Raw genomic sequence first — 26,425 nt, forward strand, 5'->3', positions numbered from 1 at the left:
TGGTCCTTTTAAGGTATTAATTCATTGATAAGTAACTCATAAGCTTGAGTTTGGCTACGCTCTAAGACGTCAGAACGTCCTTCTAACTCACCCGTTGCAGGCATTACCGAGGCATCTTTTGAAATACGCGCGGTTAAAATGATTTGCTCTACACTTGAAAGTGTTAAACCTGCAACCATGGCATTACTATCACTTAGTTGCACTTCAATTGGAAAACGATAGTCTGTCAATTTAACCACTGCCAATGGCATTGGCGGGCCATTGGCTGCTTTTGCAAATACAAACAAGGTACCTTGAGCTGGTAACTTATCCACTAAGTCTGGTGCAAGCTTAATAGTAACGTTAATTGCTGATGGTGCTGCAGGGTTGTTTGAGGCGTTAGCATTACTGCCCTGCTGCGCTGTTGCAACGGGTGTAAGTTGGCTATTTTGTTGCTCATTCTCAGCACTTATATTTTGCTCAATTTCAGAGATCCGCTGAGCAATCATACTATAACGTGAGTCTTCCTTATCCATACTCTTTAACAATACTTCAAAAGCAGCTTTTGCTTGTAGCCAATCGTGCCGCTCGTAGGCAATTAACGCCAATAATGAAATTGCATCAAGGTTAGTTGGATCATCTTTAAGTACTTTAGAAAGCATACCTGCGGCACGGGTCATATTCGCATCACTTCCCTCAAGTAATAACACTTGGCTATAACTTATCAATACAGGGAGGTTGTCAGGATCCAGACGCAATACTTTATCAAATGATTGTTGTGCCATATCGTATTCGTTTAGCGACATAGCGACTCGACCAAGTAACATCCACGCCACTTTATCATCACCACTTTGAGCAAGTTTAGTACGTAACCCTAACGCAAACGCCTGTAATTCATTTTGAGTTAAAGGCTCACCTTGTTGCATCACCGCGCGCTCACCATAGGCAGGTAAATTATCCATCGCGCTTTGCCAATTCTGCAATTGTTGTTGAGAGCCCGTCGCTGTATAAAATATCACTGTAAAGGCCACCAAAAAGGCACAGCCTGTTAATGCAAAAATACGGTTATTACCTTTACTCATCAGCGACTTTTCAGGTGATAACTCATTAAGTAAACGTCGTTTAAGTTCAACCACTGATTCATCATGGTTAACTTGATCGATACGCTGTTCAGCCAAATCATTCGCCAACTCACCAAGGCGCTGATGGAAAATAGCAATAAGCTCTGAGTTAGCATTATAAGTGAGGCCTTGTACGCGCTCTTTACTCAAAAAAGGCAGAGCTACAAACGCCATAGCTAATAAGGTTAATACTGCAAAAGCAACCCACATTAGTATCATTTAAATCTGCTCCTGACGTTCATTTTGAGCAATGAGTTTGGCTAATAGCGCCTCATCTTGCTCACTCCATGTTTGTTTAACCGCCGCTTTTCGCTGGCGAAAAATAATAAAACCAAAGCCAAATATCACAATCAACACAGGTAATACCCACAGCACTAGTGTTGCTGGCGTAACCGGCGGATCGTAATGAACAAAGTAACCATAACGGTCAATCATATATTCAATAACATCGTCTTTCGATTTGCCTTCTTTCACTAAAGCCAGTACTTTTTCACGGAGATCTTTAGCAACCACAGCATCAGAATCAGCAATATTTTGATTTTGACATTTAGGGCAACGTAATTCTTTGGTCAACTCTGAAAAACGCTGTGCTTGTTGATTATTATCAAACTGATAACGGTCTTGCTCAGCCATAGCAGCGCCACTGATAAACATGAACAATACAACTAAACAATATTTCATGGCTGTAACTCCTGCATTAAGGGCGCAAATTTAGCACGCCAAACTCGCGGGTTTATATCACCGGTATGATGCAATAAAATAGTGCCTTTACTGTCCACTAAAAAAGTCTCCGGCGCCCCCGACACACCTAAGTCAAGGGATAAAGTACGGTGTAAATCAAGAATATTAAACTGATACGGATCACCTGCACGACTTAGCATTGATTTAACTTCTTCACGCAGCGCTGGCAAATCAAATTCACCGTCAAAATCAGCGTCATAACTTTGTACATAGTAAAGCCCGATAATTTTAACGCCTTGCTCTCGCAGTTTGGTTAAATAATCTAATTCAGCTAAACAAGTAGGACACCAAGTACCCCATACATTAAGTAGGTAAACATCGCCTTTTAATTGGCTATCCTGCCAACGCTTTGAATCCTGCATTAAATCAGGTAAATCGAAGGTCGGCATCGGCTGACCTAAACGACCAGTTTGAATTTCTCGTGGATTAGAAAACAAGCCTTGGAATAAAAACACACACACTAAAGCAAATGCCAGCAGGGGGAGCAGCGCTAATAATTTGCGATTCATACTAACTGCTCCTTTGATTTATTAGACTTCTTTTTGCTGGTGCGATAGCGTCTATCACCCAAAATCATAAAGCCAGCGAGTGAAATCAACACACCACCAATCCACATCCAACGTACATAGGGCTTATGGTAAATTCGCAGTGACCAGCCACCGTTACTTAACTGCTCACCTAGCGCCAAATATAAATCGCGAGTAAAACCGGCATCAATTGCCGCTTCAGTCATAAATTGCATACCAATATCATAACGACGCTTTTCAGCATGTAATACGGTCACTAGTTTTTCATTTTTAAGTACGCTAACTTCTCCCGCATGGCCGCTGTAGTTAGCCCCACGTATGTTGTTAACACCCTCAAAACGATACTGATATTGATTTAACTGCACGATCTCACCTGATTTCATTGAGACATCACGCTCAACAGAGTATGCCGAGGTTAACGTAACGCCCGCAATAACAAAGGCGATACCAACGTGCCCTAACACCATTGCCCAATAGCTCAGCCCTAAACGTTTCAGACCTTGGCTAAAATTAGTTTGCACGGTTGCTTTTACGTATAGGTCAACAGCGGTTGTCATGATAATCCATACTGCCAGTGTGGTTGCTAATAACGTTAAAGGTGCAACAACGGCATAACTTGAATACAACCAAGCTGCTGTGAAAACAACGCTCATTAGCGCAGCAATAAGTAATTTATTTTGCAGAAAAGACCACTTATTTTGCTTCCAACGTAATAAAGGTCCAATACCCATTAAAATGGCAAATGGTACCAAAAGAATGGCAAACATTTTATTAAAAAACGGTTCGCCAATCGAGATACTGCCTAAGCCCATTTCTTTATGCACCATAGGTAATAGAGTACCTAGTAACACTATAAATGTAGCCACCACTAAAAATATATTATTAAGCCATAATGCCACTTCACGTGATACCAGCTTATAGCGTCCTTCACTGCGCACTTGCGACACTCTAAAAGCGTATAGAGTTAATGCGCCACCGACGACGATAGCTAAGAATGCCAAGATAAATAACCCACGATCAGGGTCTGTCGCAAAAGCATGTACCGACACAATAATGCCAGAGCGCACAATAAAGGTGCCCAGCAAGCTTAATGAAAACGCCGCGATAGCAAGTAGCACAGTCCAAGATTTAAACACGCCGCGTTTTTCAGTTACCGACAATGAGTGTAATAATGCCGTTGCCACGAGCCATGGCATGAGTGATGCGTTTTCAACTGGATCCCAGAACCACCAACCGCCCCAGCCAAGCTCAGAATAAGCCCACCAGCTACCAATTGTAATGCCTAAGGTTAAAAAGCCCCATGCAGTCATGGTCCATGGACGCGACCATTTAGCCCAAGTATTATCAAGCTTGCCGGTTAATAGCGCGGCAATAGCAAATGAGAATGATACTGATAGTCCCACATAGCCCATATACAGCAAAGGGGGATGAATGATCATGCCTGGATCTTGCAATAACGGGTTGAGATCGCGACCCTCTACAGGAAAATACGGTAACAATAATTCAAACGGGTTTGACATCCACAGGGTATAAAGCATAAAGCCAACCCCTAAAAAGCCTAACACACCTAATACCCTTGCTCGTAATATCCAAGGCAGTGAATTAGAACGCACAGCAACAACCGCAGTCCAACCTGCTTGCATCACTAACCACAACAAAATAGCGCCTTCATGACCGCCCCAAGTTGAAGTGATTTTATAATACCAAGGTAAAGTACTACTTGAATGATAGGCCACATATGCGACGGTAAAATCATCCGTTAAACTTGCGTAAATAAGGGCTGCGAATGACAACAGCACAAATATAAACTGGCCAACAGCTAATGAAGGCGCTGCGCGCATTAGTCGTAAATTGCCAGTGTGTGCGCCCCATAAAGGAAAAATACACAATAAAACACTCAGCACCATGGCCAGTGTTAGGGAAAAATAACCGATTTCTGGGATCATCTTAATTGCCACTTTCTAAGTTATATTTAGGTTTTTCATGTTTGATCCCCTTTACCGCTTCAGCAACTTCAGCTGGCATGTATTCTTCATCATGCTTTGCCAACACTTCAAACGCTTCTATGACATTCGGTTCAACCAACACCCCTTGCGCCACAATCCCTTGTCCCTCACGAAATAAATCAGGCAAAATACCTTGGTATTTAATTGTCACTAAAGGGCCCGTATCAATTAACTTAAAGCTCACTTGTAAGCTCGATTCATCTCTGATCACAGAGCCCGGCACCACCATGCCACCAATACGCAGTTTTTGACCAATATGCGGTTTTTCTTTATTTGGACCTTTACCTTCGACTAATTCACTCGGGGTATAAAATAAATTAATGTTCTCTTGTAGCGCATACAGCACTAACCCAATTGTCGCCCCAACACCAAATACAATGGCTGTTACAGCTAACAGACGTTTTTTGCGTCTTGGATTCATAGTTGTTGCTCCTGTTTAGCCTGCTGAATACGTGCTTCTCGATCAGCTTGTTGCTGTACAGAAGCCATAATGCGCTTGGTATCATTTAAAGAACTAACTAAAATACCTAATAAAATCAGTGCACATGTGCCAAAAGAGAGCCATACATAAAAACCGTAACCGCCCATGGCAATAAAATCAGAAAAAGAATCAAACTGCATAACTAGCCCCTATTTAACAACTGACGCACCCAAGGGCGGTGCTTCTCACGTTGTAAAATTTCATTTTTAAGACGCATCAACGTCACCGTGCCAACGAAACCAGCAAAGGCGACTATATTTACCATTAATGGCCAAAACATACTGGAATCAATGGCTTTCGTGTCAAACTTAGTGATAGTGGCACCTTGATGCAGGGTGTTCCACCACTCAACCGAAAAATGGATAATTGGCAGGTTAATCACCCCGACAATAGCCAAAATAGATGCAGCACGACCCGCTGCTTTTTTATCTTCAAAGGCGTGATATAAAGACAACACTCCTAAGTATAAAAATAATAGAATGAGCTCAGAGGTAAGCCGAGCATCCCATACCCACCATGCACCCCACATAGGTTTGCCCCATGCAGCGCCAGTAATTAGTGCAATAGCCGTCACACACGCACCAACTGGAGCAATTGCAATCACAGCTAACTCTGCATTACGTAATTGCCATACTAAAGCGATCACTGCCGCAATAGCCATGGATGAATAAGCCCCCATCGACAAAATAGCTGAAGGAACATGAATGAAAATAATGCGATAACTGTCTTTTTGCTGATAGTCGGCAGGCGCATAGGCTAACCCCCAGACCCAACCAACGAGCATACAGACAACCGTTATCACGGCAAAATAGGGCAGTAACGTATTGCATAATTGATATGCACGATCTGCTTTAGCGTAGGGATGTAACCACTTCCACATATTAACTTACACTCACTTTCAATGCTGACGATATGGCAATTGGTGCGCTGATAATAGCAATGACGAGCATCGCACCAAGGATAGCAAGCTGACCACTATAATCCAGCGACATAGTGCTGGTATCAATAGCGGACGTTGCAAAAATTAGAACCGGGATATATAAAGGTAGAACCAATAGGCTCATTAAAATGCCCCCTTTTTGTAACCCCACGGTAAGACCAGCGCCAATTGCGCCGATAAAACTCAATAATGGTGTACCTAATAATAAAGTAAGCACAGTTGCGACTAATGCTTGATTGTCTAGGTTTAATAACAGTGCAAAAAGCGGTGTCATTAATACCAATGGCAAACCAGTAATCAACCAATGAGCGACAACTTTGCCAAGCACTGTTAGCGGTAATGGGTATGACGAAGCAATGAGTTGCTCTAAACTACCATCATTAAAATCATCACGAAATAGCTTATCTAACCCTAACATGGTTGATAGTAACGCAGCGACCCAAATAATACCGGGTGCCATTCGAGCAAGTAGACCGGGCTCTGGACCTATCGCTAACGGGAATAAAGTGATTACAATCAAAAAGAACAAAATGGGATTAACAATTTCAGCACGCTGACGAAAGGCCAACTGTACGTCTTTTTTACAAACGGCACTAAATAGCTGCCAATATGAATGTTGGCGTAACATCAGTGTCGGTACTCCAAAGTCACGGTTTGTAACTGTGCAAAGTGGGTAGTTAAGTCTTGATGGGTGGTTAATAAAATCGCCCCACCTTGCTCAAGGTGAGTTAAAAAACGTTGCTGCAAAAAGGCAACACCGGCTTTATCTAGCGCTGTAAAAGGTTCATCAAGTACCCATAACTTCGCATCATTAAGCCATAGCCTAATCAATGCAACACGACGTTGTTGCCCAGCGGATAAAGTGCGTACAGGCACATCTTCAAGACCAACCAAGCCGATTTTAGCCAGTAATGAGTACAGTTCTTGATCTGTGTCGTAACCTTGTATTTGTAACCAAAAGCGCAGATTTTCAATTGCACTAAGTTGATTATTTACGCCGGTTTTATGACCGATAAACAACAACTCGCGGGCAAACTCATCATAATTTTTTGCAATCGATTCACCTTGCCACATCACTTGCCCTTCATCAGGCGCAGAAAAACCCGCAATTATACGTAATAATGATGTTTTACCAGCCCCGTTTGGGCCTGCTAATTGCATGATTTGACCGGATTTCAAGCGGAAATTAAGATCCGCAAATAAACAACGGTCTTGCTTGATGCAGGTGACGGACTTAATGTGTAACAAGATGATGATTCTCTATACCCAAAATTAGGCGTTAGTCTAGCATAATGATAGGGTAATACGAATAATGCTTTACACCGATTAATGAAAAACTTGATTCAAAATAATGAATAAACCGACACAGATAACATTAGCCAATTCGCTTTCTGTCAGTCATTCGTCGCACAATGGCGCGGGACAGCAAATACCAGTCCTGAGCGAGCAAACGCTTAGCGCCAAAAATATTGTCTTTGCGAAAGGCTCAGTGCAAATGGAAGTGTATGTTGATAAACATTGGCAAACGTTACGCTTAGCCACCACACAGTCGCAAACTCCTCCGGCAAAAATTGCCAGTGCGGATATTCAGCTTAGTCATGATGGTAAGCAACTGACTATTTTGCCAACACAAACTGATATAAGCCTACGCCAAACAACTCAATTGCAAAGTATTTTGAATTTTATTAACAGCGGTGATCAGCTCAACAATAAACCATTATCAGTACAGGTTATTCTGCAGCCTGCTGCAAAATTACTGTTAGACCAATTAAACGCCAGTATTCCGGTTAACAAAGAGCTTGCTCAACTATTACATAACGAAGCGGGACTAAAAGCCGTTATCACCCCAAACAGTGGTAACTTTACATTGAACATCATTAACCAGTTTGCAGATACCTTGCATCAACAACCAATCAGCCAAGCAAAACTTGCGCTTTGGTTAAGCAAGCTAGTGCCGCAAGGGCAACTACAATTAGATAAAAATACCATCACCCTGAATTTTAATAATTATAACGGGAATATAAAGCTCGCTGTTCAGCCCCCTGCTAATCATCAACTTGCTCCCCAAAACCAAGCCAGTACAGTTGCACAAAAAGTGCAGCTTATAGCAGTTAATGAACAACTTATAATTAAAACTCAACTGCCTAAAATGGCTTTGTTACTAAAAAATTCACTCGCCAATACTTTTCAGTCACTGGTCCAGAAAAGCCAACAGTCAACTCCTGTAAATTTGCCTGCTACACCAGCTAGTCCATTGCTGGTCAGTAGCAGTCCGATTAGCTCTTGGCTACAACACAGTTTCGCCGATTTAAAAACCCGTATCAACGATGCAGTACGCTACTTTGAAAGTAAACCATTTAGTCAGCATAACCTAACTAGCACTAAGCCGAGTAACGCAACATCAGCTAAGCAGCTAACGCAAGCCCTGCCAACGGCACAAAGCGTATTACCAACATCGTTAACCCGAATAAATCTGGCGGCACTGGCAGTCAATCACACCCTGCCATTGCAAGCAGATATTAGTAAAGCGACATCATTACCTAAACACTTTCATCAATCCCCGCCATTAGTGCAGCTGCTACAACAATTAAAAGCGGGCTTAGCCAGCATTACACAACCAACACCATTACCCGTAGCAGTAGCAGCTAAACTACCGCCAAGCAAAACGGCACTGATTGAACAAGTACATAAAAATACACCAGCAGTTAATCCACAAAATAGTGCTGCTACATCAGCACAAAAACAGCAACAAGCCGGCCCTTTACTATCTAACTTAAACCTAAGCAGTGACAGTAAAGCTATTGACACAGCGACTAACCACGGCGAAGCTCTCGCAAAAACAGTAAAAAACGCTGTTGCTGGTCAAAGCCTCCAAAAAAATGACGGACGACAAACACTGCTTGAAGCCACAGCTAAAGTGAGCACTAACAAAACAGAGCAATTTGTAGCACTTTCATTACCCACGCCATTAAAAGGGCCGCTTACAACAGATTTGCCAATCAGTCAGTTAAGCTTACCACTGGAAGCCAAATTACTGGCGTCGCTACTAAAAACGCCTCACGAAAAACCGTTGCCTAATTTTAACACCAGCACAGCCAGTGATAGGCAGCAAGTTGCGGCGCAAATCGATAAATTTGTAAACATTAAAGTCAGTGATAATGTTGATTTAAATAGATTAGTTAATCAGGCATTTAGTCGCATGATTGATAGCCAGTCGCTGCAACCGTTAACCATACAACGAGAGATACTGAGCGTTTTACGCCCACAAAGCTTAACCCCGAGCGCACTGCAAAATAGTTTTAGCCAATCCTTAGAGCATTTAGCTGTGGGTATTTTAGCCACGCCGAGCTTGGCCAATATTAGTGCCTTAAATTTTAACAGTCAGAGTTCACTCGATGCCCTACTACAAGTATTAGTACCAAATTTTAAAACGACTAATTCGCAAAAACTGCAAGAGCACTTACTGCAACCGCAGTCTCAGGCATTGGCTGCGGAGCTCAGCCAAATCAAAACGGCAATCAGCCAAGTAAACAGCACTCCTATTAATCAACAGCCGGATACAAATCCGCTGGTACAATTTTTATTACCTATGCGGCTGCCGCCGGAAGCTGCGCAAACTGAAATATCATTAGGGCAATATAAAAAACCCAGTAAAGATCAACTCGAAGGAAAAAATGTTTGGTTTGTTCGACTTAATTTTGATTATGCCGAGCTTGGTCAGTTGCAGATCACCGCGGAGTTAATGGATAAAGCGCTTGATTGCCAATTGCTTGCATCAAGCCAGGAGGTCACAGCAATGGCGCATCCCCACCTTGAAAGCCTGCGCCATAAACTCACAGCTCATGGCTTACAGGTAGGTGAACTAGCACTTAGTCAAGGCGCGCCACAGCATCAAGCGTTTTACCAATCCCATGCCATTATTAATATAAAGGTTTAGACTATGAGTGAAAGTTCTCAACATAAATCTGCAATTGGCTTACTTTACGAAGCGGGCCGCGCACCAACAGTAGCCAGTAAAGGATTTGGCAAGCTGGCAGAAGACATTATTAAGGTGGCGGAAGAAAAAGGTATTTTGATCCACAAAGATGAAGCTTTAGCAAAAACATTATCGCATTTAGAACTCGGTGAGGAGATCCCCAAAGAATTATATTATGTGATTGCTGAGTTAATCGCTTTTTCGTATGTATTGCGGGGAAAATTCCCACCAGGCTGGCAAGACTTTCAAGGTAAGTTAAATATTAAAGCGTAGAAAAGTAAAAAGGCGCTAACTCGCGCCTTTTTGATGATGTAACGACATTAATAACTCAGCTTCAGCGCGAGGCAACTCGCATTCACGAATGATCTCTTCGAGATCCGCGCCTAGCTCAATCATTTTTACTGCACGTGAATAAATTTTCGCATCAGGATCATCATACTTCTGCGCATCTTGTAATTGCGCTAACTCCTGATTGCGTTGCTCTACAGCAACTAACCGCTTGCCAATACTTAACATGCCAGTGCGCATTTCAGCAACTTCGCTGCGTAAAATACTCAGCTGGTGTTGTGCTTCTTGCAGTTGCTGCGCCCGACTTTTTAACGCGGCAGCATGTTTGTTATTATTAATGAAAATTAGCCCCAAGCATACTAAGAACAGTAATAGTGAGGCGCCTAACAACGAGTATACCAACATAGTTTTTCCGTAAGCGTTATAAACCGCTTAGCTCGTCCCACTCTTCATCATTTAGCAATTTATTTAAATCAACTAAAATCAATAGTTCACCATCGCGGTTACTCACACCTTGGATAAATTTAGCACTTTCTTCAGTGCCAATATTTGGTGCGCTGTCGATTTCAGAGCTGCGTAAATAAACGACTTCTGCCACACTATCTGCAAGAATACCAATAACTTGCTCTTCTGCTTCGATGATCAAAACCCGTGAATTATCGGTAGCCTCAGCAGACATTAGACCAAATCGTGCACGAGTATCAATAACCGTTACAACGTTGCCACGTAAGTTAATGATCCCTAATACATAGCTTGGCGCACCAGGTACTGGCGCAATCTCTGTGTAACGCAAGATCTCTTGTACTTGCATCACATTTACGCCGTAGGTTTCTGATTCCAGCTTAAAGGTGACCCATTGCAGCACTTCATCGTTGCCATCGGTATTTTTACTGGTTGATAATAATCTTTGTTCACTCATGTTAGTACTCCGAATATCGTTACTGCTCGCGGCTATCTAAACCTTGCTCTAATAATTGATTTAAGCTTTGCACATCAATTAAGGCACACATTTTTTCTTTAATTACCCCTGCAAGCCAAGGCCGCTTGCCACTTTTAGCTCGCCATTTCACATCTTCACTTCGTAGTGTGATGTTATTTACCAGCTTTTCTGCCAACAATCCCCATTGGCTATCACCTAAAGTGATCAAGTATTGGTAGTTTAATTTGTCTTCTAACTCTTGGGTATACTTTTCTGGCATCACCCAACGAGCGGTATCAACCACATTCAGGTTTTCCTCACGATTGAGCATAACCCCTTTAAACCATTTAGGTTTACCGAATAGTTGGTTCACTTCACCTAATTGATGGATCCCACCAAGCGCCTTAAGAGGCACTGCAAGGGTTAACCCCGCGACCTCAAAGAATAATGCTTGAAATTCGCCATCAAAATAATCCTCTTGACGCTGCACAGGCGTTTTTGCCTCAACGGCATCAGCGTGTGTAGCAACTTTAGCTATATCATTGATATTAGCTTGGATCTGCGGTTTCTCAAGGGGCGGTGTAATTTGTTCGGGTATTTTTGCTTGCGCAGTTGGTTTTGGCTCGTCCAGTGCATTTGGCTGTACAATCGTTTGCTGCGACGCCTTCGCTGGCATTTTATTGTTAGTGTCTGTCGGTGACACTTGTTCGAGTAATTTTGCAACCGGCTCTAAGTCTGTTGACTCTTCCTCTTCGCACAGTAAAGCCCCCAAGTACTGGGTCATTACTTTTTCATTAGCAAATAATTGCTTACTCATTCATTAACCTTGTTCAATCAAATAATCGAGTAATGCGCGATATGCATACACACCTCGTGAGCGCGGACAATACTGAATAGGTACTTGCTGGGCTAAACTTGCATCACGAAACTTGGTATCTACCGGTATTACCCCTGGCCATACTTTTTCTTGGTACGTTTGCTGTAATGTTTTATATGCTTCTAAAGATGCATTGGTGCGCTTATCATACATTGTCGGGATAATGGTATATTGATACTGCTTTGATTGCGAGCTTTGCATTAACTCCATCGTTCGCATCATCCGGTCAAGTCCTTTTAGCGCTAAAAACTCTGTTTGCACCGGCACTAAAATACGCTCACTGGCGGCCAACGCATTGACCATTAAAACACCCAGCACTGGCGGACAATCTAATATTGCATAATCATAATGTTCACTGATTTTTGTTAATGCTTTTTTTAATATCAGCCCCATCCCCGTTTTATTGCCCATACTGCGGTCAAGGGTGGCAATTGCCATAGTTGCAGGCAAAATGTCCAAATTATCAATATTTGATGGGCACAGCGCTTGTAAAATTTCTTCACTGGCCATGGCGTTACCACGAGCAAATATATCATAAACACTGACTTCTAAATCTTCAGAGTCAATGCCAAAGTAATAGGTTAAAGATGCATGGGGATCAGTATCAATCAGTAATACTCGCTTTCCTTGCAGCGCTAATATGCCAGCTAAACTTACGGCCGTGGTGGTTTTCCCTACTCCGCCTTTTTGATTCGCTACCGTCCAGATTTTCACATCACACCTTATTTTTTTTCATTGCGCGTTGTAATTCGTATGCCACCATGTGGGAGTTGGATCACTTTAATGCTGTTATCATCACTTGGCAACTCAATTGCTTGCGGCTCTGCTGCTAGTTGCTGCACAGCTTGCTCTTCTGTGACCTCAGGTTTCGGTGGTAAACCATATTTAGATAATGCCACCACTACTTTACGATTTTCTGCACGGCCTTGCTCGGTGTCATTCTCAGCAAAAGGCGAATATTGCCCATAGCCTTCGATGGCCATACGAGCTGGGTTTATGCCTAAACTCTCAAGCTCTACTAACATAGACGTTGCCCGAGCGACCGACAATTCCCAATTAGAGCGAAACATTTCATTTCGAATTGTTTCGTTATCAGTATAGCCACGTACGCGAATGTAATTATCAACCGGGGCAATAATATCTTTTACTTGTTTGATCACTTGCTTTGCACGTAAGTGAGCCACGGCACTACCACTTGAAAACAACATCCCAGAGCTTAATTCAATAATCAACCAATCTTGGTGTAGCTCTAAGCTGGCTTCACCGTCGCGTATTTCATCAATTAACGCTGATTGCAGTTTAGTCTGTAAACTATCCAGAGGTTTACCTAAATGCTTTTGTTTTATATTACTTGTATCACTTTGGCCATCAAGCAGTTCTGGGCCAACTTCTTGCTTTTGAATGCTTTCACCAAACAGCAGCTCTTTCTCGGGGCTAACCCTATCAGTTAATAAGCCAGACCCAGTGACGCCTTGGCCTTCTTGGGAATGCTGACGAGCTGATTTATCAAACACTTGTTCTAGTGAGTCAGATAAAATTTGAAAGCTTTCTTCTTTATTGATGGCAATAGCATACATCACCACAAAAAACGCAAACATAATGGTCATGTAATCAGCATAGGAAACTAGCCAACGTTCAGTATGTTGGTTTTTACTCGACGAATGACGAAGGCGGCGACGCATCATTATTGTTGTAACTGAGTTGGTCGCTCAACGCGATACGCTTCAAGTTTGAGCTCTATATTAACAGGGCTATCTCCTTGGCTCATCGCAATAATGCCTTCAGCGAGTAACTCGTGGTAAAGCATTTTTTGTTCAACTTGCTGCTGCAGCTTGTTAGCCATTGGCAGAAATAATAAATTTGCTAAGCCAACACCATAAATTGTAGCGATAAAAGCAGTTGCAACACCCGCGCCTAATTTTTCAGGATCGGTAATAAACGACATTGCCTGAATCAATCCAAGTACTGCGCCTAAAATACCAATAGTTGGGCTGTAACCACCCAATGCTTCATAGACACGGCTGGCTTCAAGCAGGCGTTCGCGCTCTAGTAATAAATCAATTTCTAGTGTGTCTCTGAGCTTTTGCTCACTATGACCATCAACCAGTAAACTCAAGCCTTTGGCAACGTAAGGATCAGAGTGCGTCAACGCAATCTCTTCTAGTGCCAAATAACCTTCTTGACGCGCTTTCTGTGACCAACTTTTAACTTGTTCAATTGCCCCATCAATATCATGACGCGGCGGGAAAAACACCCAATGACTAATCTTTAATACTTTGTTGAATGTGCTGGCAGGGGTTTGCAGCATCACTGCGCCGAGCGTGCCACCGAGTACAATTATCAATGCTGGGCCATTAAATAACGCACTAACGACCCCGCCCTCCAATGAATATCCGAAGCCAATTGCACACAATGCAACTATCAGGCCTAAAAATGACAACTTATCCACAACCAATCTCACGAACTAATCGAGTTGCAACATCGCTCAGCGCGATACTTGCCGATGATAAACCAGCACTTGCAACCGCTTGCGGCATACCATAAACCACACTGGTTTTTTCATCTTGTGCCCAAATTGTCGCACCTGCTTGTTTCAGCATTCTTGCGCCATCGCGTCCATCGGCTCCCATTCCAGTTAACACAACAGCGAGTACATCACCTTGATAGGCTTTAGCTGTACTAGCAAAGGTTACATCAACACTCGGCTTATAGGTGATCCGTGCACTATCGTCTTCAAAAACCCGTAAAGTGCGACTTCCACCTCGCCCTTCAATCAACATTTGCTGACCACCTGGTGCCAAATAAGCCACGCCTGGCATTAATTTATCACCCTGTTGAGCTTCTTTTACTTGTATTTTACATAACCCATTTAAACGCGCTGCAAATGCTGGCGTAAATGCTGCAGGCATGTGTTGAATTAACAAAATAGGGTGTGGGAAATTAGCCGGTAACTGAGTCAAAATCGTTTGTAGTGCAACAGGCCCACCAGTAGAAGTACCAATAGCGACAATTTGATATTTCTTTCCTGAGGCACGAATACTCGCAGCTGGACCAGCGCTCGGCGTAGCACTACGGTTAAAACTTATATCCGGCTGAGTAATTGCAGGCCGCGAGGTAGTTGCTGTAGACGTAGATGAAGGCGTTGCTGGTGCAGGCCGGCTAAAACGTGATAACCGTCTACGGCCAATTTCTTTTACTTTATTTTGGAGTAGTTTAATTGCATCTTCATTATTGCGAGCAATATCTTCAAACTTTTTCGGTAAAAAATCTAAAGCGCCCGCGTCAAGTGCATCTAAGGTCGCTGTTGCGCCATCACGTGTGAGTGACGAAAACATCAGGATTGGCGTTGGGTTAGCTGCCATGATCTCTTTTACAGCGCTAATACCATCAAGCACTGGCATTTCAACGTCCATGGTGATTACATCTGGTCGTAATTGATTTGCTTTGTCTACGGCTTCTCGGCCATTTACCGCAAAACCAATGACTTCAATATCCTTATCTTGCTCGAGTATTTCGCTCACTCTGCGGCGAAAAAAACTTGAATCATCAACAACTAAAACTTTAACTGCCATTGGCATACTCTTGTTAAATTTTATCTGCGAGAGCCAAAAATGGCTCCCGCGTTAAGATAAGAATGGACTAGCGTGCGTAGTGCTTTAACAGGTTTGGCACATCTAAAATTAGCGCTATACCACCATCAGAGGTAATTGTTGCCCCCGCCATACCCGGTGTACCTTGTAATAAAGCATCAAGCGGTTTAATAACCACTTCTTCTTGACCAATCAATGAATCCACAACAAAACCGACTTGCTGTGTACCAATTTGCACAATCACCACATGACCTTGCGCTTTGCGTTGTGAACGATCGGCACCTTTGACTAACCAGTGCTCTAAATAAAATAACGGCAGCGCTTTTTTACGCACTATGATGGTTAATTGGCCATCAACAACATTTGTTTTGGTTAAATCAAGATGGAATATTTCATTCACACCAGCCAGCGGTAATGCAAATGTCTGCTCGCCAACTATCACCATCAATGTTGGCAAAATAGCCAATGTTAACGGCACTTTAATTTCTAAAATAGTACCCACACCGAGCTCAGATTGAATACTCACAGAACCATTAAGTTGGGTAATTTTGGTTTTCACCACATCCATACCCACACCACGGCCTGAAATATCCGAGATCTGTTCTTTAGTCGAAAAGCCTGGCGCAAAAATCAGGTTGTATGCTTCGGTATCAGACAAGCGTGCAGCTTGCTCGTGATCAAGCACCCCTTTACTAATAGCGATTTTTTTCAGCTTTTCAGGATCCATACCCGCACCATCATCACGAATGGTAAGCAAGATATGATCACCCTCTTGAGATGCTGAAAGTGTCACTGTACCTGTACGCGATTTACCTGCGGCTTCACGCACATCCGGCATTTCAATACCATGGTCAACTGAGTTACGTACTAAGTGGACTAGTGGATCGGCCAGTGCCTCAACTAAGTTTTTATCTAAATCAGTTTCTTCACCAACCAATAACAAATTGATGTCTTTTTTCAAGCTCCGCGCTAAATCTCGTACTACGCGAGGGAAGCGACCAAACACTTTTTTGATTGGTTGCATTCGCGTTTTCATCACCGCACCTTGTAAATCTGCTGTCACTACATCAAGGTTTGAGATGGCTTTACCCATCGCTTCACTTTCAGTATTGGTGGCAAGGCTCACGAGACGATTACGAACTAATACTAACTCACCAACCATATTCATTATTTGGTCAAGACGCTTAGTATCAACGCGTACTGTGGTATCAGCTTGAGGCGGTGGCGCTTTTTTAGCCGCAGCAGGGGCTGGCGCAGGCGTTGCTGTAGGGGTTGGCTTTTCAACCACCTTACTTACCTCACTTGGAGCTGGTGTTTTAGCTTCAGGCTTAGCAATAGGAGCAGATGGCTTAACTGCGGGGGCTGGCGTAGGTGTTGACTCTGTTGCTTGGGGAGCAGTCCCTTTACCATGTAGCTCATCAAGCAGGGCTTCAAATTCATCATCACTGATTTCATCTGGGCTGCTGCTTTTTGCTGCATCAACTGGCGAGGGGGTTGGCTCTGCAACTTCTTTGCTACTTGCAGTATTATTGCTCACCATACCAAAGCTACCAACACCATGTAATTCATCTAATAAGTTATCAAACTCATCATCGGTAATATCACTACTCGATGAATCACTAGTCACTGAGCCCGTTGTGGTTATTGGGCTTTGGCCTTTACCATGTAACTCATCAAGTAAGCTTTCAAATTCATCTTCAGTAATTTCATCAATCTGCACATCACTGGCATCGCTATCAACTTGGCCATCGAATAATAAGTCAAATGCAAATGGATCGTCATCATCTAAAATAGCATCCGCATCGACAACCGGAGTCGGTGTATCCTCAACTGAAGATGCACCACTTATTTCATCAGCAGTTGGTGGCATGCCTAATTTATGTAATACAGCGAGTAATTCAGGATCTGCAGGCTCTGGCTTTTCTCTACTTTGAATAGTCGCGAACATTTCATTAATTGTGTCGAGCGCTTGCAGGATAACATCCATCAGCTCAGAATTAACTTTACGTACACCTTGGCGTAATAAGTCGAACACGTTCTCAGCACCATGACAAGCATCAACCAACTCGGTCATACTTAAAAAGCCAGCGCCGCCTTTGACCGTATGAAAACCACGGAAAATTGCATTGAGTAATTCGGTATCATCTGGGTTATTTTCAAGCTCCACCAGCTGTTCTGACAAAAGCTCAAGAATTTCTCCAGCCTCTACTAGAAAATCTTGTAAAATATCTTCATCGACTTCAAAGCTCATGCAGTTTTCTCCTCTTAGAAGCCCAAGCTTGATAATAAATCATCTACATCATCTTGCCCGTTGACAACATCATCACGAGATTCTTTATCAATAATTGGCCCTTCTGGGCCTGCAAGTGTATTTTCAGCAGGCGGTTTTTCAATGGCTGGTGCTACTATTTTTGTTTCGCTGTCATCTTGGCTACCAAATGCTGTCAACAAGTGGATCAAGCTGTCTTCTACTTCTCTAACTAATTCGATTACCCGGCGAATAACTTGACCGGTTAAATCTTGGAAATCTTGCGCCATTAACACATTGGTCATTAGCCCTTGCAATTCATCCGTTTTAGTCTGCGAGTTATTCATAAACTTATCTAAGCTATGACACAGTGTTTTAAACTCTCCCAGTTCAATTTCACGATTCATGAGACGGTCCCATGTCGGCTTAATATGTGAAATTTCATCAGCGAGTTGTTGAGCAATAGGTAAACTTGCTTCTACCGCATCCATAGTTTTATTAGCAGCGTTTTCTGTCATTTCCATAACATAATTAAGGCGCTGCTTAGCGTCAGGGATAGCTTCAGTCGTCAAATCAGCTAAACGTGTATCAAGCTCAAAATTTTTCAACGCGTCATGCAGCTGACGCGTCAGTTTGCCAACTTCGGCAAATAATTCTGATTGCTCTTTTGACGCCGCATCAATAATTAATTGATCAGCTTTATCTTGTTCACCGTTTTCAAGGTAAACCACAAGCTGACGGGCTTGTTCTAAACTGATCTGAGGCGCAGCTGGTGCTGACATAAGCCTCTCCTATTTATTTAACCTAAACGCTCAAACACTTTTTCCAATTTGGTCTTAAGTGTTGCAGCTGTAAATGGTTTAACGATATAACCGTTAACACCCGCTTGGGCAGCAGCAACAATTTGTTCTTTTTTAGCTTCTGCTGTTACCATTAAAACTGGAATATGTTTGAGGCTGTCATCAGCCCTGATAGCACGCAACAAATCAATCCCTTGCATGCCCGGCATGTTCCAATCTGTTACCACAAAATCAAACTCCTGATTCTGTAACATTGGTAGCGCTGTTGAGCCATCATCAGCTTCTTGTACATTTGTAAAACCTAAATCTCTTAACAGATTTTTGATAATACGTCTCATCGTCGAAAAATCATCAACAACAAGAATTTTCATGTTTTTATCCAAAACATCCTCCGGTGAGGTCTGAACCTATATTTACTTACTACTAATTTATCCAGTCATTGATTTTTGCTTTGAGCTTAATCATCGCCTGACCATGTATCTGACTCACACGCGATTCGCTTACATCGAGTATATGTCCAATCTCTTTTAAATTCATTTCATCGTTATAATACAATGACAATACTAACCCATCTCGTTCAGGTAAGGATTGTATAGCTGCTAACAATGATTGATTAAAGCGTTCATTTTTAACGTTATTAAAGGGCTTGTCTAGCGCTAAATCATGTCCGACTGGGGTAATAACATCTTCATCAACCCCTAAATCTTCTATTCCAAGCACTTTACTGGAATTTACATCACTAAGAATATGATGGTACTCATCTAGTGTAATATCAAGTTTTTCAGCAACTTCAATGTCTTTGGGTTCGCGATTAAGTTCACTTTCAAGTTCACTAATAGCCTCTGCTACTCTGCGGCTATTACGGTGCACAGAACGAGGTGCCCAATCGCCACGGCGCATTTCATCAAGCATCGCGCCGCGAATACGAATGCCTGCGAAGGTTTCAAAGCTTGCGCCCTTGCTTGCATCAAAATTCTTTGATGCTTCAATTAACCCTATCATTCCCGATTGAATCAAATCGTCAAGTTGCACACTCGCAGGTAAACGAGCAATTAAATGGCACGCCACTTTTTTGACAAGTGAAGCATGTCGTTCAACAATCACATTTAAATTTTGTGTAGATTGATATCCCATCGCTTTATTCACCGATGCCGTCATAGTTAGCCGTTTACTAGTTTTTCTATGAAAAATTCTAAATGACCAGAAGGTTGATTAGGTATAGGCCATTTAACTGCTTTTGTCGCTAATGTTTTAAATGCTATTGCTGCTGGAGAATTTGGAAATAAATCAACAATCACTTTTTGCCGGCGCGTTGCTTTACGCATGTTTTCATCATAAGGGACGGTTGCCACCAACTCCATCGATACATCCAAAAAGCGATCTGTTACTTTTGAGAGTTTAGCAAATAGTTCATGGCCTTCACGCATACTGCGCACCATATTAGCCACGATTTTAAATTTATATACGCCATGCTCACGGCTTAATACCTTGATTAATGCATAAGCATCGGTGATTGAGGTTGGTTCATCGCATACGACCACCATGACATCTTGCGCTGCGCGCGAAAAACTTAACACCATGTCAGAAATACCAGCAGCGGTATCTACGATTAATATATCAAATTCAGTATTTAATTCGCTAAAAGCACGGATCAAACCGGCATGCTCAGAGGGAGAAAGTTCGACCATGCTTTGTGAGCCAGAAGTTGCAGGCACTATTTTTATGCCTGCAGGACCTTCAACTAAAATTTCATCAAGTTCACATTCACCTGATAATACATGAGAGAGGTTGCGCTCTACTCGCAGTCCTAACATCACATCACAATTTGCCAAACCTAAATCGGCATCCAGTACTAATACTCGGTTTCCGAGTTGACCTAACGCAATCGCAGTGTTTAGTGAGACGTTAGTTTTACCAACCCCTCCTTTACCACCTGTGACAGCGATAACTTTAACGCCGTTATTATTGTTTTGACTCATTTTACGCAGGCCACTTGCTTGATCTAATACTGTGTTAATCATACATCCCTACTGTGCTTGACGCTACTGCTTGACGTCTTGAATGTTGTGCTTTTGTTCTTTTTAAATACAATTGTTCAGCTTTTTTTACTAATTTCTCTGCATTAGCGACCCGAATGTCCTCAGGAACGCGCTGACCGTTAGTAAGATACCCTATTGGGAGGCGATTTTGAATCGCTATACTAATAATCTCACCTAAACTTAGCGATTCATCTAATTTAGTGAAAATACAGCCACTTAATTGTACTTTTTTAAAGTGTCTTACCGTCTCTTGCAATACGTTAATTTGTGCTGTGGCGCTGAGCACTAAATAGTTACGAATATCGACACGTTGATTACGCATGAGCGTGTTTAATTGCTCAGTTAAGCGTAAATCGCGTTGGCTCATACCAGCAGTATCTATTAATACTAGACGCTTATTACGTAAATGATATAAAACTTCTGCTAATTCATTGGCATCTTTTACTTGTTTAACACCACAGCCTATAATACGGCCATAAGTGGCTAATTGCTCATAAGCACCAATACGGTAGGTGTCAGTTGTAATAAGGGCTACTTTATCAGCACCATATTTCTGTGCACCAAGGGCTGCAAGTTTAGCCACCGTGGTTGTTTTACCCACTCCGGTCGGGCCAACAAGTGCATAAACACCACCTTGGCGTAAAATTTCGTTATTAGTGGTATGCATTTGGTTTTCAACCATTTGCAACAGTGCTTGCCATGCTTGCTGACGCGACACATCATCAGGAATGAAACACGCCATTTGCTCTGCTACTTCGCTGTCGATGCCCATACCCACTAAACGATCAATCATGCAAGCACGGGTTGGGTCGCGACGAGCCATATCTTGTTGCATTAAACCAGAGACCTGATATTCAAGTAATTGACGCATCGCAGCCATTTCATCTCGCATGGCGGTCATTTCATCGGTTTTGGCTGCACTTTTGTTTGGCATTGGCGCATCGAGGTCATCAAAACCACTTTCAAGTTCATCATCAAACCCTAAGCTGTGTGCTTGTGTTTGTGGACGCGGCGCGTTATCGCGACGTGTAAAATCATGATGAGCTTGTGCTTCATGACGCGCAGGCTGTGTTTGCGATTGTTGCTGCGGCTGATACTGGGTTGCTGTATCGATGCCTGATTGGCTAAACATAGAAGCAAGCTCTGGTGAGCGCGGACGAGGAGACTGGCGTTCTAATAATGCTTGTAGGCTATCTGCTACCGGTGCAGTTGGTTCCGACTGGCTACGTTGCGGCGCTGGTTTAACAAAGTGTGCATTGCTTTGCGCTTGCGCCGTTGTAGCTTGTGGCTGTGCAGGAGCTTTAGGGGCAGCTTTTTCATAATCAACCGCGGCGACAATTTCGACCCCATTGGCTAACTTTTTATTTGACATGATCACCGCATCAACACCGAGTTCATCTTTAACTTCTTTTAGTGCGGTACGCATATCTTTAGCAAAAAAACGTTTTATTTTCATGGTTCAACCCCTTTAAAATCCGGTTATTGGCCTACTGAGCTGACAATCTTGATCTGTCTTTCGTCTGGTACCTCTTGGTAAGACATCACTCGCAATCCTGGAATGGTGTACTTAACAAAACGAGATAACACAGTGCGTAACATTCCTGACGTTAGCAATATCGAAGGTTCACCGGCCATTTCTTGATTTTGATGCGCTTCATTTAAAGATTGTTGAAGTCGCTCTGCAAGTCCTGGTTCTATTCCGGCCCCTTCGTCGCCTGCATTTTGCAGTGACTGATGCAACATCTGTTCCAACTCAGGCGCCAAGGTTATGACAGGGATTTCTGATGACATACCCACAGCGTCTTGAACAATTAATCTACGTAACGAAATGCGCACTGCAGCCGTCAATACGTCTGGGTCTTGGCTACGTGGACCATACTCAACAAGGGTTTGCACAATTGAGCGCATGTCACGAATAGCAACGCCTTCATTTAATAGGTTTTGCAATACTTTTACTATAACCGTCAGTGGCAAGGTATCTGGCACGAGTCCTTCAACTAAACGAGGGTGACTCTTAGCAAGCATATCAAGCAGGTTTTGTACTTCTTCATGACCAAGCAATAACGCCGCGCTATTGGTTAATAATTGGCTAATGTGTGTTGCAACCACCGTTGCAGCATCGACCACGGTATAACCAAGCGATTGTGCTTCATCTTTTTGATCGGGTTTGATCCAAACAGCATCTAAACCAAAAGCAGGATCTTTTGTTTCAATGCCTTTGATAGGGCCAAATACTTGCCCAGGATTGATCGCCAACTCATCGCCATGTTTCAGCTCGCCTTCCCCAGTTGATACACCCATCATGGTGATTCTATAAGCATTAGGGTCAAGTTCTAAGTTATCGCGAATATGCACTGGGGGTACTAAAAACCCGAGCTCTTGAGATAGCTTCTTGCGTACCCCTTTGATCCGGTTTAACAGCTCGCCACCTTGTGATTGATCAACCAATGGAATTAACCGATAGCCAACTTCAAGACCGATAACATCCACTTGCTGAACGTCATCCCAGCCAAGCTCTTTCTGCTCTTGTTTATTTGCGACACCGGTGCCTGCAGCGCCTCCATTTTCAGTCTCTGCTTCTTTCGCTGCTGCTTCCTTAAGTTTACTTTGCTGCGCATAATAAGCGAGATAACCAAGTAACGCACCTAAGCTTAAGAATGCAAAATGCGGCATACCCGGCACTAAGCCCATCACAATTAAAATACCTGACGCGATAAATAATGATTTTTCGTTACCAAGTTGTTTCTTGAATTGGTCGCCCATATTGAGCGATTCATTTTGACGGGTTACAACGATTGCTGTGCCGATTGATAACAGTAATGATGGTAATTGTGCAACTAGGCCATCACCGATGGTCAGCAAGGTATACACTTCCATGGCGTTACCAAAGCTTAAGTCATGTTGGATCATGCCAACAAATAAACCACCGACTATATTAATGACCAAAATAACAATACCGGCAATTGCATCGCCTTTTACAAATTTACTCGCACCATCCATTGAGCCGTAAAAATCAGCTTCACGGGTAACTTCTTCACGTCGGTCTCGCGCTTGCTCTGCACTAATAAAACCTGCATTTAAATCTGCATCGATGGCCATTTGTTTACCAGGCATCGCATCAAGGGTAAAACGCGCTGATACTTCAGAAATACGCCCAGCACCTTTGGTAATTACTACAAAGTTAATGATGATCAAGATTAAAAATACAACCAAACCAACGGCATAATTACCACCGATCACCACAGAGCCGAACGCTTCAATTACTTTACCGGCAGAGTCCCCGCCGTTATGCCCTTCCAACAAAACGACTCGGGTACTGGCAACATTAAGTGCTAAACGCATAATGGTTGCAATCAGCAACACTGCAGGAAACATACCAAACTCTACCGGTTTCATGGTGTATACAGTCACCAACAAAACCACTAGCGCTAAAGCTATATTAAACGAAAAAAGAATGTCGAGTAAAAATGGCGGTAACGGTAATATCACCATTCCCAGCGCTGCAAGCACTAGTAAAGGCGTACCAACGCCTTTCAAATACTCTTTTTTATCTTTATTAAGTTGTTGTAATACAGCTTTAAATTCCATAATTCTACAATTTCAAAAAATTGACACTACACGGAATTTGCAATAACTATTCCAAGTTATTAATTAAGTTGATTTAGTATTTATAGGCATCTGGGATGGGCAACGTTTTATTTAATTTTGTTGGCCGTTTGCCGCGACCTTTTTGAAAACGCTTTAGCTGAAATACATAAGCAAGTACTTGCGCCACAGCCGTGAATAGTTGATCTGGAATTTGATCACCCACCTCAGCGGTATGATACAGTGCCCGCGTTAGCATCGGGGACTCTACAATGGGAACTTCGTTACCCAGGGCTATTTTTCTAATTTGCATCGCCATTTCATCGACGCCTTTGGCAACCACAACAGGTGCTCCTGCACGCTCTGTGTCGTATTTTAACGCTACTGAGTAATGGGTTGGGTTTGTTACTACCACATCGGCATCTGGCACATCTTGCATCATTCTGCGCTGCGACATTTGTCTTTGCGTTTGTCTGATACGGGCTTTGATTTGTGGATCACCTTCAGAGTTTTTATATTCGTCTTTCACTTCTTGCAGAGTCATTTTTAACTCTTTGTGGTGCTTATGACTTTGATACGGCGCATCGATAGCCGCAATAATCGTTAAAGTGCAAGTTAATCCTAAAAACATCCACGCCAGTATTTCTAGAGCATGAATAATGTTTCCCGGCGCACTCTCTATACTCAGATGAAGAATTTCATCAAAAAAAGTATTGATCAAAAAGACCGCGAAACCGGCCACCACCGCAAATTTTAGAATTGATTTAACCAGTTCAACTCCCGCTTGCGGACCAAACATACGTTTAATGCCTTTGGCTGGCGACATTTTGCTGGCTTTTGGTGCTGCTGCTTGCCAACTAAAGTTAAAGCCGCCGAGCAAAGTGTTGCCAATAAAAGCCGCCAGTACAATGATCAATACAAACATCGCCATCGGAAATAGCAACGCATCGGCAACAGCGCCCCACACTGAAAACATCTTGGTGGTATCGTAGGTTTCGTTACGGTTAAGACTAAGTGTTCTGCCCATTATATTATACAAACCCTTGCCAATTTCAGGCCCGTACAATAACAATGAGATAGCAGAAAAAATCAGCACAAACATGGTGCCGAGCTCTTTAGAGCGCGCTATTTGGCCTTTCTTTTTCGACTCTTCTATTTTTTTCCCTGTGGGTTCTTCAGTTTTTTCTTGACCAGAATCTTCAGCCATCACTCTCTCCTAAGGGGAACAACCAACTAAAGTACACATTAACTCAACCATCTTTAGCCATTGGAATTCAAATTGAGTTATAAAGTTGCCTAATGTTGCCCAAATAATTACCAGCCCTGCCACTAGAGTAAACGGAAAACCAATAGAAAAAATATTTAGCTGCGGTGCTGCGCGAGTCATCACACCAAACGACATGTTGATCACTAACATAGCTGTTAATGGTGCCAGTGATAACACCAGTGCCGTAGTAAACATCCAGCCGCCCCACGTCACTATGTCCCAATAATGATCAACCGCCCACCAATTACCATCAATCGGCAAAACGTCAAAACTGTGCACCACCATTTGGATCATCATTAAATGGCCATTAAATACAAAGAATAACAGGGTTGCTAAAATCAAATAAAACTGCCCCACAGCAGGTACGCTCATACCATTAGAGGGATCAACAATGGAGGCAAAACCTAAACCAGTTTGCATCGCCAAAATTTGTCCAGCCAATACAAAAGTATTTAACATTAACAATGAAGCAAAACCAATTGCGACACCAATAAGCAGTTGTTGAATGACCACTAAAATCATTTCAAAGGAGAATAAGTTATTAAACGTGACAGGTGGTAACACAGGCACCACTAAAAAAGTAGTGACTACGGCAAGCCCCATTTTTATCCGTGTCGGTACAGTTTTAGCGCCAAGGCCTGCCATCACCATGATCATTGCGCTAATACGTACTAACGGCAGTAAAAAATCACTCAGCCACTGGATAATGACTGAAAAAGGGAACTCCATACTAGCCTGCAATCTCTGGAATGAGGATAATTAGCCGCGTAAAAAAGTCCATCAACTCTTGGGTTAACCAATGGCCACCGATAATCAGCGCGCTGATAGTAATTAATAAGCGTGGTAAAAAACTGAGCGTTTGTTCATTAATTGAGGTTGCGGCCTGAAACACCGCCACCACTAAACCGACCAACAGACCAGGTACGACAATCGCGGAGACTAACTTAATAACTAAAAATAAGGCATCGCTGAGTATATCAACAAAAATTTCCGGTTCCATGCTCGCTCCTAGCCGTGCTTTACACAGTGTTGTATTGCCAT

28 protein-coding genes are annotated in these 26,425 nt (G+C 42.7%); 2 read left to right on the plus strand and 26 right to left on the minus strand.

The genetic code is table 11. The annotated features are described in order from the left end of the window. Window positions 1–8 precede the first annotated feature (8 nt). From ccmI to ccmA, 9 genes are read right to left on the minus strand one after another with little or no spacing between them, the layout of a single operon-like run. Complete coding sequence (ccmI, locus tag NDQ71_RS06085; protein WP_192540927.1) at window positions 9–1,319, minus strand: c-type cytochrome biogenesis protein CcmI; 1,311 nt, start codon at window positions 1,317–1,319, stop codon at window positions 9–11. Then, window positions 1,320–1,781 (minus strand): cytochrome c-type biogenesis protein, encoded by a 462-nt coding sequence (locus NDQ71_RS06090; protein ID WP_064666567.1) that lies wholly within the window; start codon window positions 1,779–1,781, stop codon window positions 1,320–1,322. After that, window positions 1,778–2,350 (minus strand): redoxin family protein, encoded by a 573-nt coding sequence (locus NDQ71_RS06095; protein WP_301562414.1) that lies wholly within the window; start codon window positions 2,348–2,350, stop codon window positions 1,778–1,780. Before NDQ71_RS06095 ends, NDQ71_RS06090 begins: the two co-directional genes overlap by 4 nt. Further along, entirely contained in the window at window positions 2,347–4,314 is a 1,968-nt protein-coding gene (locus NDQ71_RS06100; protein ID WP_301562415.1) for a heme lyase CcmF/NrfE family subunit, read from the minus strand. Before NDQ71_RS06100 ends, NDQ71_RS06095 begins: the two co-directional genes overlap by 4 nt. Before the next feature lies 1 nt (window position 4,315). Then, complete coding sequence (ccmE, locus tag NDQ71_RS06105; RefSeq protein WP_192540931.1) at window positions 4,316–4,795, minus strand: cytochrome c maturation protein CcmE; 480 nt, start codon at window positions 4,793–4,795, stop codon at window positions 4,316–4,318. Then, on the minus strand, window positions 4,792–4,995 hold the full coding sequence (ccmD, locus tag NDQ71_RS06110; RefSeq protein WP_064666563.1) for a heme exporter protein CcmD: 204 nt from the start codon (window positions 4,993–4,995) through the stop codon (window positions 4,792–4,794). The genes ccmE and ccmD overlap by 4 nt, the downstream gene beginning before the upstream one ends. A gap of 2 nt (window positions 4,996–4,997) precedes the next feature. Beyond that, window positions 4,998–5,735: a heme ABC transporter permease gene (locus tag NDQ71_RS06115; RefSeq protein WP_064666562.1), complete on the minus strand. Its 738-nt coding sequence runs from the start codon at window positions 5,733–5,735 to the stop codon at window positions 4,998–5,000. A gap of 1 nt (window position 5,736) precedes the next feature. Continuing rightward, entirely contained in the window at window positions 5,737–6,423 is a 687-nt protein-coding gene (gene ccmB / locus NDQ71_RS06120; RefSeq protein ID WP_301562416.1) for a heme exporter protein CcmB, read from the minus strand. Next, entirely contained in the window at window positions 6,423–7,043 is a 621-nt protein-coding gene (gene ccmA / locus NDQ71_RS06125) for a cytochrome c biogenesis heme-transporting ATPase CcmA (protein WP_192540932.1), read from the minus strand. The genes ccmB and ccmA overlap by 1 nt, the downstream gene beginning before the upstream one ends. 103 nt (window positions 7,044–7,146) lie before the next feature. Here ccmA and NDQ71_RS06130 point away from each other — a divergent pair, with 103 nt between their 5' ends. Together NDQ71_RS06130 and NDQ71_RS06135 are read left to right on the plus strand one after the other, a co-directional pair. After that, window positions 7,147–9,732, plus strand: a complete 2,586-nt coding sequence (locus NDQ71_RS06130) for a flagellar hook-length control protein FliK (protein ID WP_301562417.1) — start codon at window positions 7,147–7,149, stop codon at window positions 9,730–9,732. A 3-nt stretch (window positions 9,733–9,735) separates the two neighbouring features. Then, window positions 9,736–10,044, plus strand: coding sequence for an EscU/YscU/HrcU family type III secretion system export apparatus switch protein (locus NDQ71_RS06135; RefSeq protein ID WP_064666558.1), 309 nt, complete (start codon window positions 9,736–9,738; stop codon window positions 10,042–10,044). A gap of 15 nt (window positions 10,045–10,059) precedes the next feature. On the opposite strand, the gene NDQ71_RS06140 is transcribed toward NDQ71_RS06135, so the two are convergent. The 17 genes from NDQ71_RS06140 to fliQ all read right to left on the minus strand — a co-directional run bounded on the left by NDQ71_RS06140 (window position 10,060) and on the right by fliQ (window position 26,384). Continuing rightward, entirely contained in the window at window positions 10,060–10,464 is a 405-nt protein-coding gene (locus tag NDQ71_RS06140) for a DUF2802 domain-containing protein (RefSeq protein ID WP_192540934.1), read from the minus strand. Between the two features lie 16 nt (window positions 10,465–10,480). Next, the gene (locus NDQ71_RS06145; protein WP_064666556.1) at window positions 10,481–10,978 is read right to left on the minus strand and encodes a chemotaxis protein CheW; all 498 of its coding nucleotides are present in this window, start codon (window positions 10,976–10,978) and stop codon (window positions 10,481–10,483) included. A 19-nt stretch (window positions 10,979–10,997) separates the two neighbouring features. Further along, the gene (locus NDQ71_RS06150; protein WP_283710351.1) at window positions 10,998–11,795 is read right to left on the minus strand and encodes a chemotaxis protein CheW; all 798 of its coding nucleotides are present in this window, start codon (window positions 11,793–11,795) and stop codon (window positions 10,998–11,000) included. A gap of 3 nt (window positions 11,796–11,798) precedes the next feature. Continuing rightward, a complete protein-coding gene (locus tag NDQ71_RS06155) occupies window positions 11,799–12,569 on the minus strand; it encodes a ParA family protein (RefSeq protein ID WP_064666554.1) in 771 nt (256 codons plus the stop codon). Window positions 12,570–12,577: 8 nt separating this feature from the next. After that, a complete protein-coding gene (locus NDQ71_RS06160) occupies window positions 12,578–13,540 on the minus strand; it encodes a flagellar motor protein MotB (protein ID WP_192540937.1) in 963 nt (320 codons plus the stop codon). Continuing rightward, window positions 13,540–14,304 (minus strand): flagellar motor protein, encoded by a 765-nt coding sequence (locus NDQ71_RS06165; RefSeq protein WP_064666552.1) that lies wholly within the window; start codon window positions 14,302–14,304, stop codon window positions 13,540–13,542. The genes NDQ71_RS06160 and NDQ71_RS06165 overlap by 1 nt, the downstream gene beginning before the upstream one ends. After that, window positions 14,297–15,427 (minus strand): chemotaxis response regulator protein-glutamate methylesterase, encoded by a 1,131-nt coding sequence (locus tag NDQ71_RS06170; RefSeq protein ID WP_283710348.1) that lies wholly within the window; start codon window positions 15,425–15,427, stop codon window positions 14,297–14,299. Before NDQ71_RS06170 ends, NDQ71_RS06165 begins: the two co-directional genes overlap by 8 nt. Before the next feature lie 67 nt (window positions 15,428–15,494). Further along, window positions 15,495–17,696: a chemotaxis protein CheA gene (locus NDQ71_RS06175; RefSeq protein WP_301562418.1), complete on the minus strand. Its 2,202-nt coding sequence runs from the start codon at window positions 17,694–17,696 to the stop codon at window positions 15,495–15,497. A gap of 14 nt (window positions 17,697–17,710) precedes the next feature. Continuing rightward, window positions 17,711–18,475, minus strand: a complete 765-nt coding sequence (locus tag NDQ71_RS06180) for a protein phosphatase CheZ (RefSeq protein ID WP_301562419.1) — start codon at window positions 18,473–18,475, stop codon at window positions 17,711–17,713. 17 nt (window positions 18,476–18,492) lie between these two features. After that, a complete protein-coding gene (cheY, locus tag NDQ71_RS06185; RefSeq protein WP_016708035.1) occupies window positions 18,493–18,876 on the minus strand; it encodes a chemotaxis response regulator CheY in 384 nt (127 codons plus the stop codon). A gap of 40 nt (window positions 18,877–18,916) precedes the next feature. Beyond that, on the minus strand, window positions 18,917–19,627 hold the full coding sequence (locus tag NDQ71_RS06190) for an RNA polymerase sigma factor FliA (protein ID WP_064666638.1): 711 nt from the start codon (window positions 19,625–19,627) through the stop codon (window positions 18,917–18,919). 26 nt (window positions 19,628–19,653) lie between these two features. Then, the gene (locus tag NDQ71_RS06195) at window positions 19,654–20,514 is read right to left on the minus strand and encodes a MinD/ParA family protein (RefSeq protein ID WP_145239360.1); all 861 of its coding nucleotides are present in this window, start codon (window positions 20,512–20,514) and stop codon (window positions 19,654–19,656) included. Continuing rightward, window positions 20,507–21,988: a flagellar biosynthesis protein FlhF gene (flhF, locus tag NDQ71_RS06200; RefSeq protein WP_064666547.1), complete on the minus strand. Its 1,482-nt coding sequence runs from the start codon at window positions 21,986–21,988 to the stop codon at window positions 20,507–20,509. The genes NDQ71_RS06195 and flhF overlap by 8 nt, the downstream gene beginning before the upstream one ends. 23 nt (window positions 21,989–22,011) lie before the next feature. Further along, window positions 22,012–24,120, minus strand: coding sequence for a flagellar biosynthesis protein FlhA (gene flhA / locus NDQ71_RS06205; protein ID WP_064666546.1), 2,109 nt, complete (start codon window positions 24,118–24,120; stop codon window positions 22,012–22,014). 73 nt (window positions 24,121–24,193) lie between these two features. Then, complete coding sequence (gene flhB, locus NDQ71_RS06210; RefSeq protein WP_192540942.1) at window positions 24,194–25,324, minus strand: flagellar biosynthesis protein FlhB; 1,131 nt, start codon at window positions 25,322–25,324, stop codon at window positions 24,194–24,196. Between the two features lie 9 nt (window positions 25,325–25,333). Continuing rightward, window positions 25,334–26,113, minus strand: a complete 780-nt coding sequence (fliR, locus tag NDQ71_RS06215) for a flagellar biosynthetic protein FliR (RefSeq protein ID WP_192540943.1) — start codon at window positions 26,111–26,113, stop codon at window positions 25,334–25,336. A gap of 1 nt (window position 26,114) precedes the next feature. Beyond that, a complete protein-coding gene (gene fliQ, locus NDQ71_RS06220) occupies window positions 26,115–26,384 on the minus strand; it encodes a flagellar biosynthesis protein FliQ (protein ID WP_064666543.1) in 270 nt (89 codons plus the stop codon). Between the last annotated feature and the right edge of the window lie 41 nt (window positions 26,385–26,425).

Source organism: Pseudoalteromonas sp. KG3, assembly GCF_030436385.1.
In the GTDB taxonomy this organism is placed as follows: Bacteria; Pseudomonadota; Gammaproteobacteria; order Enterobacterales; family Alteromonadaceae; genus Pseudoalteromonas; species Pseudoalteromonas prydzensis.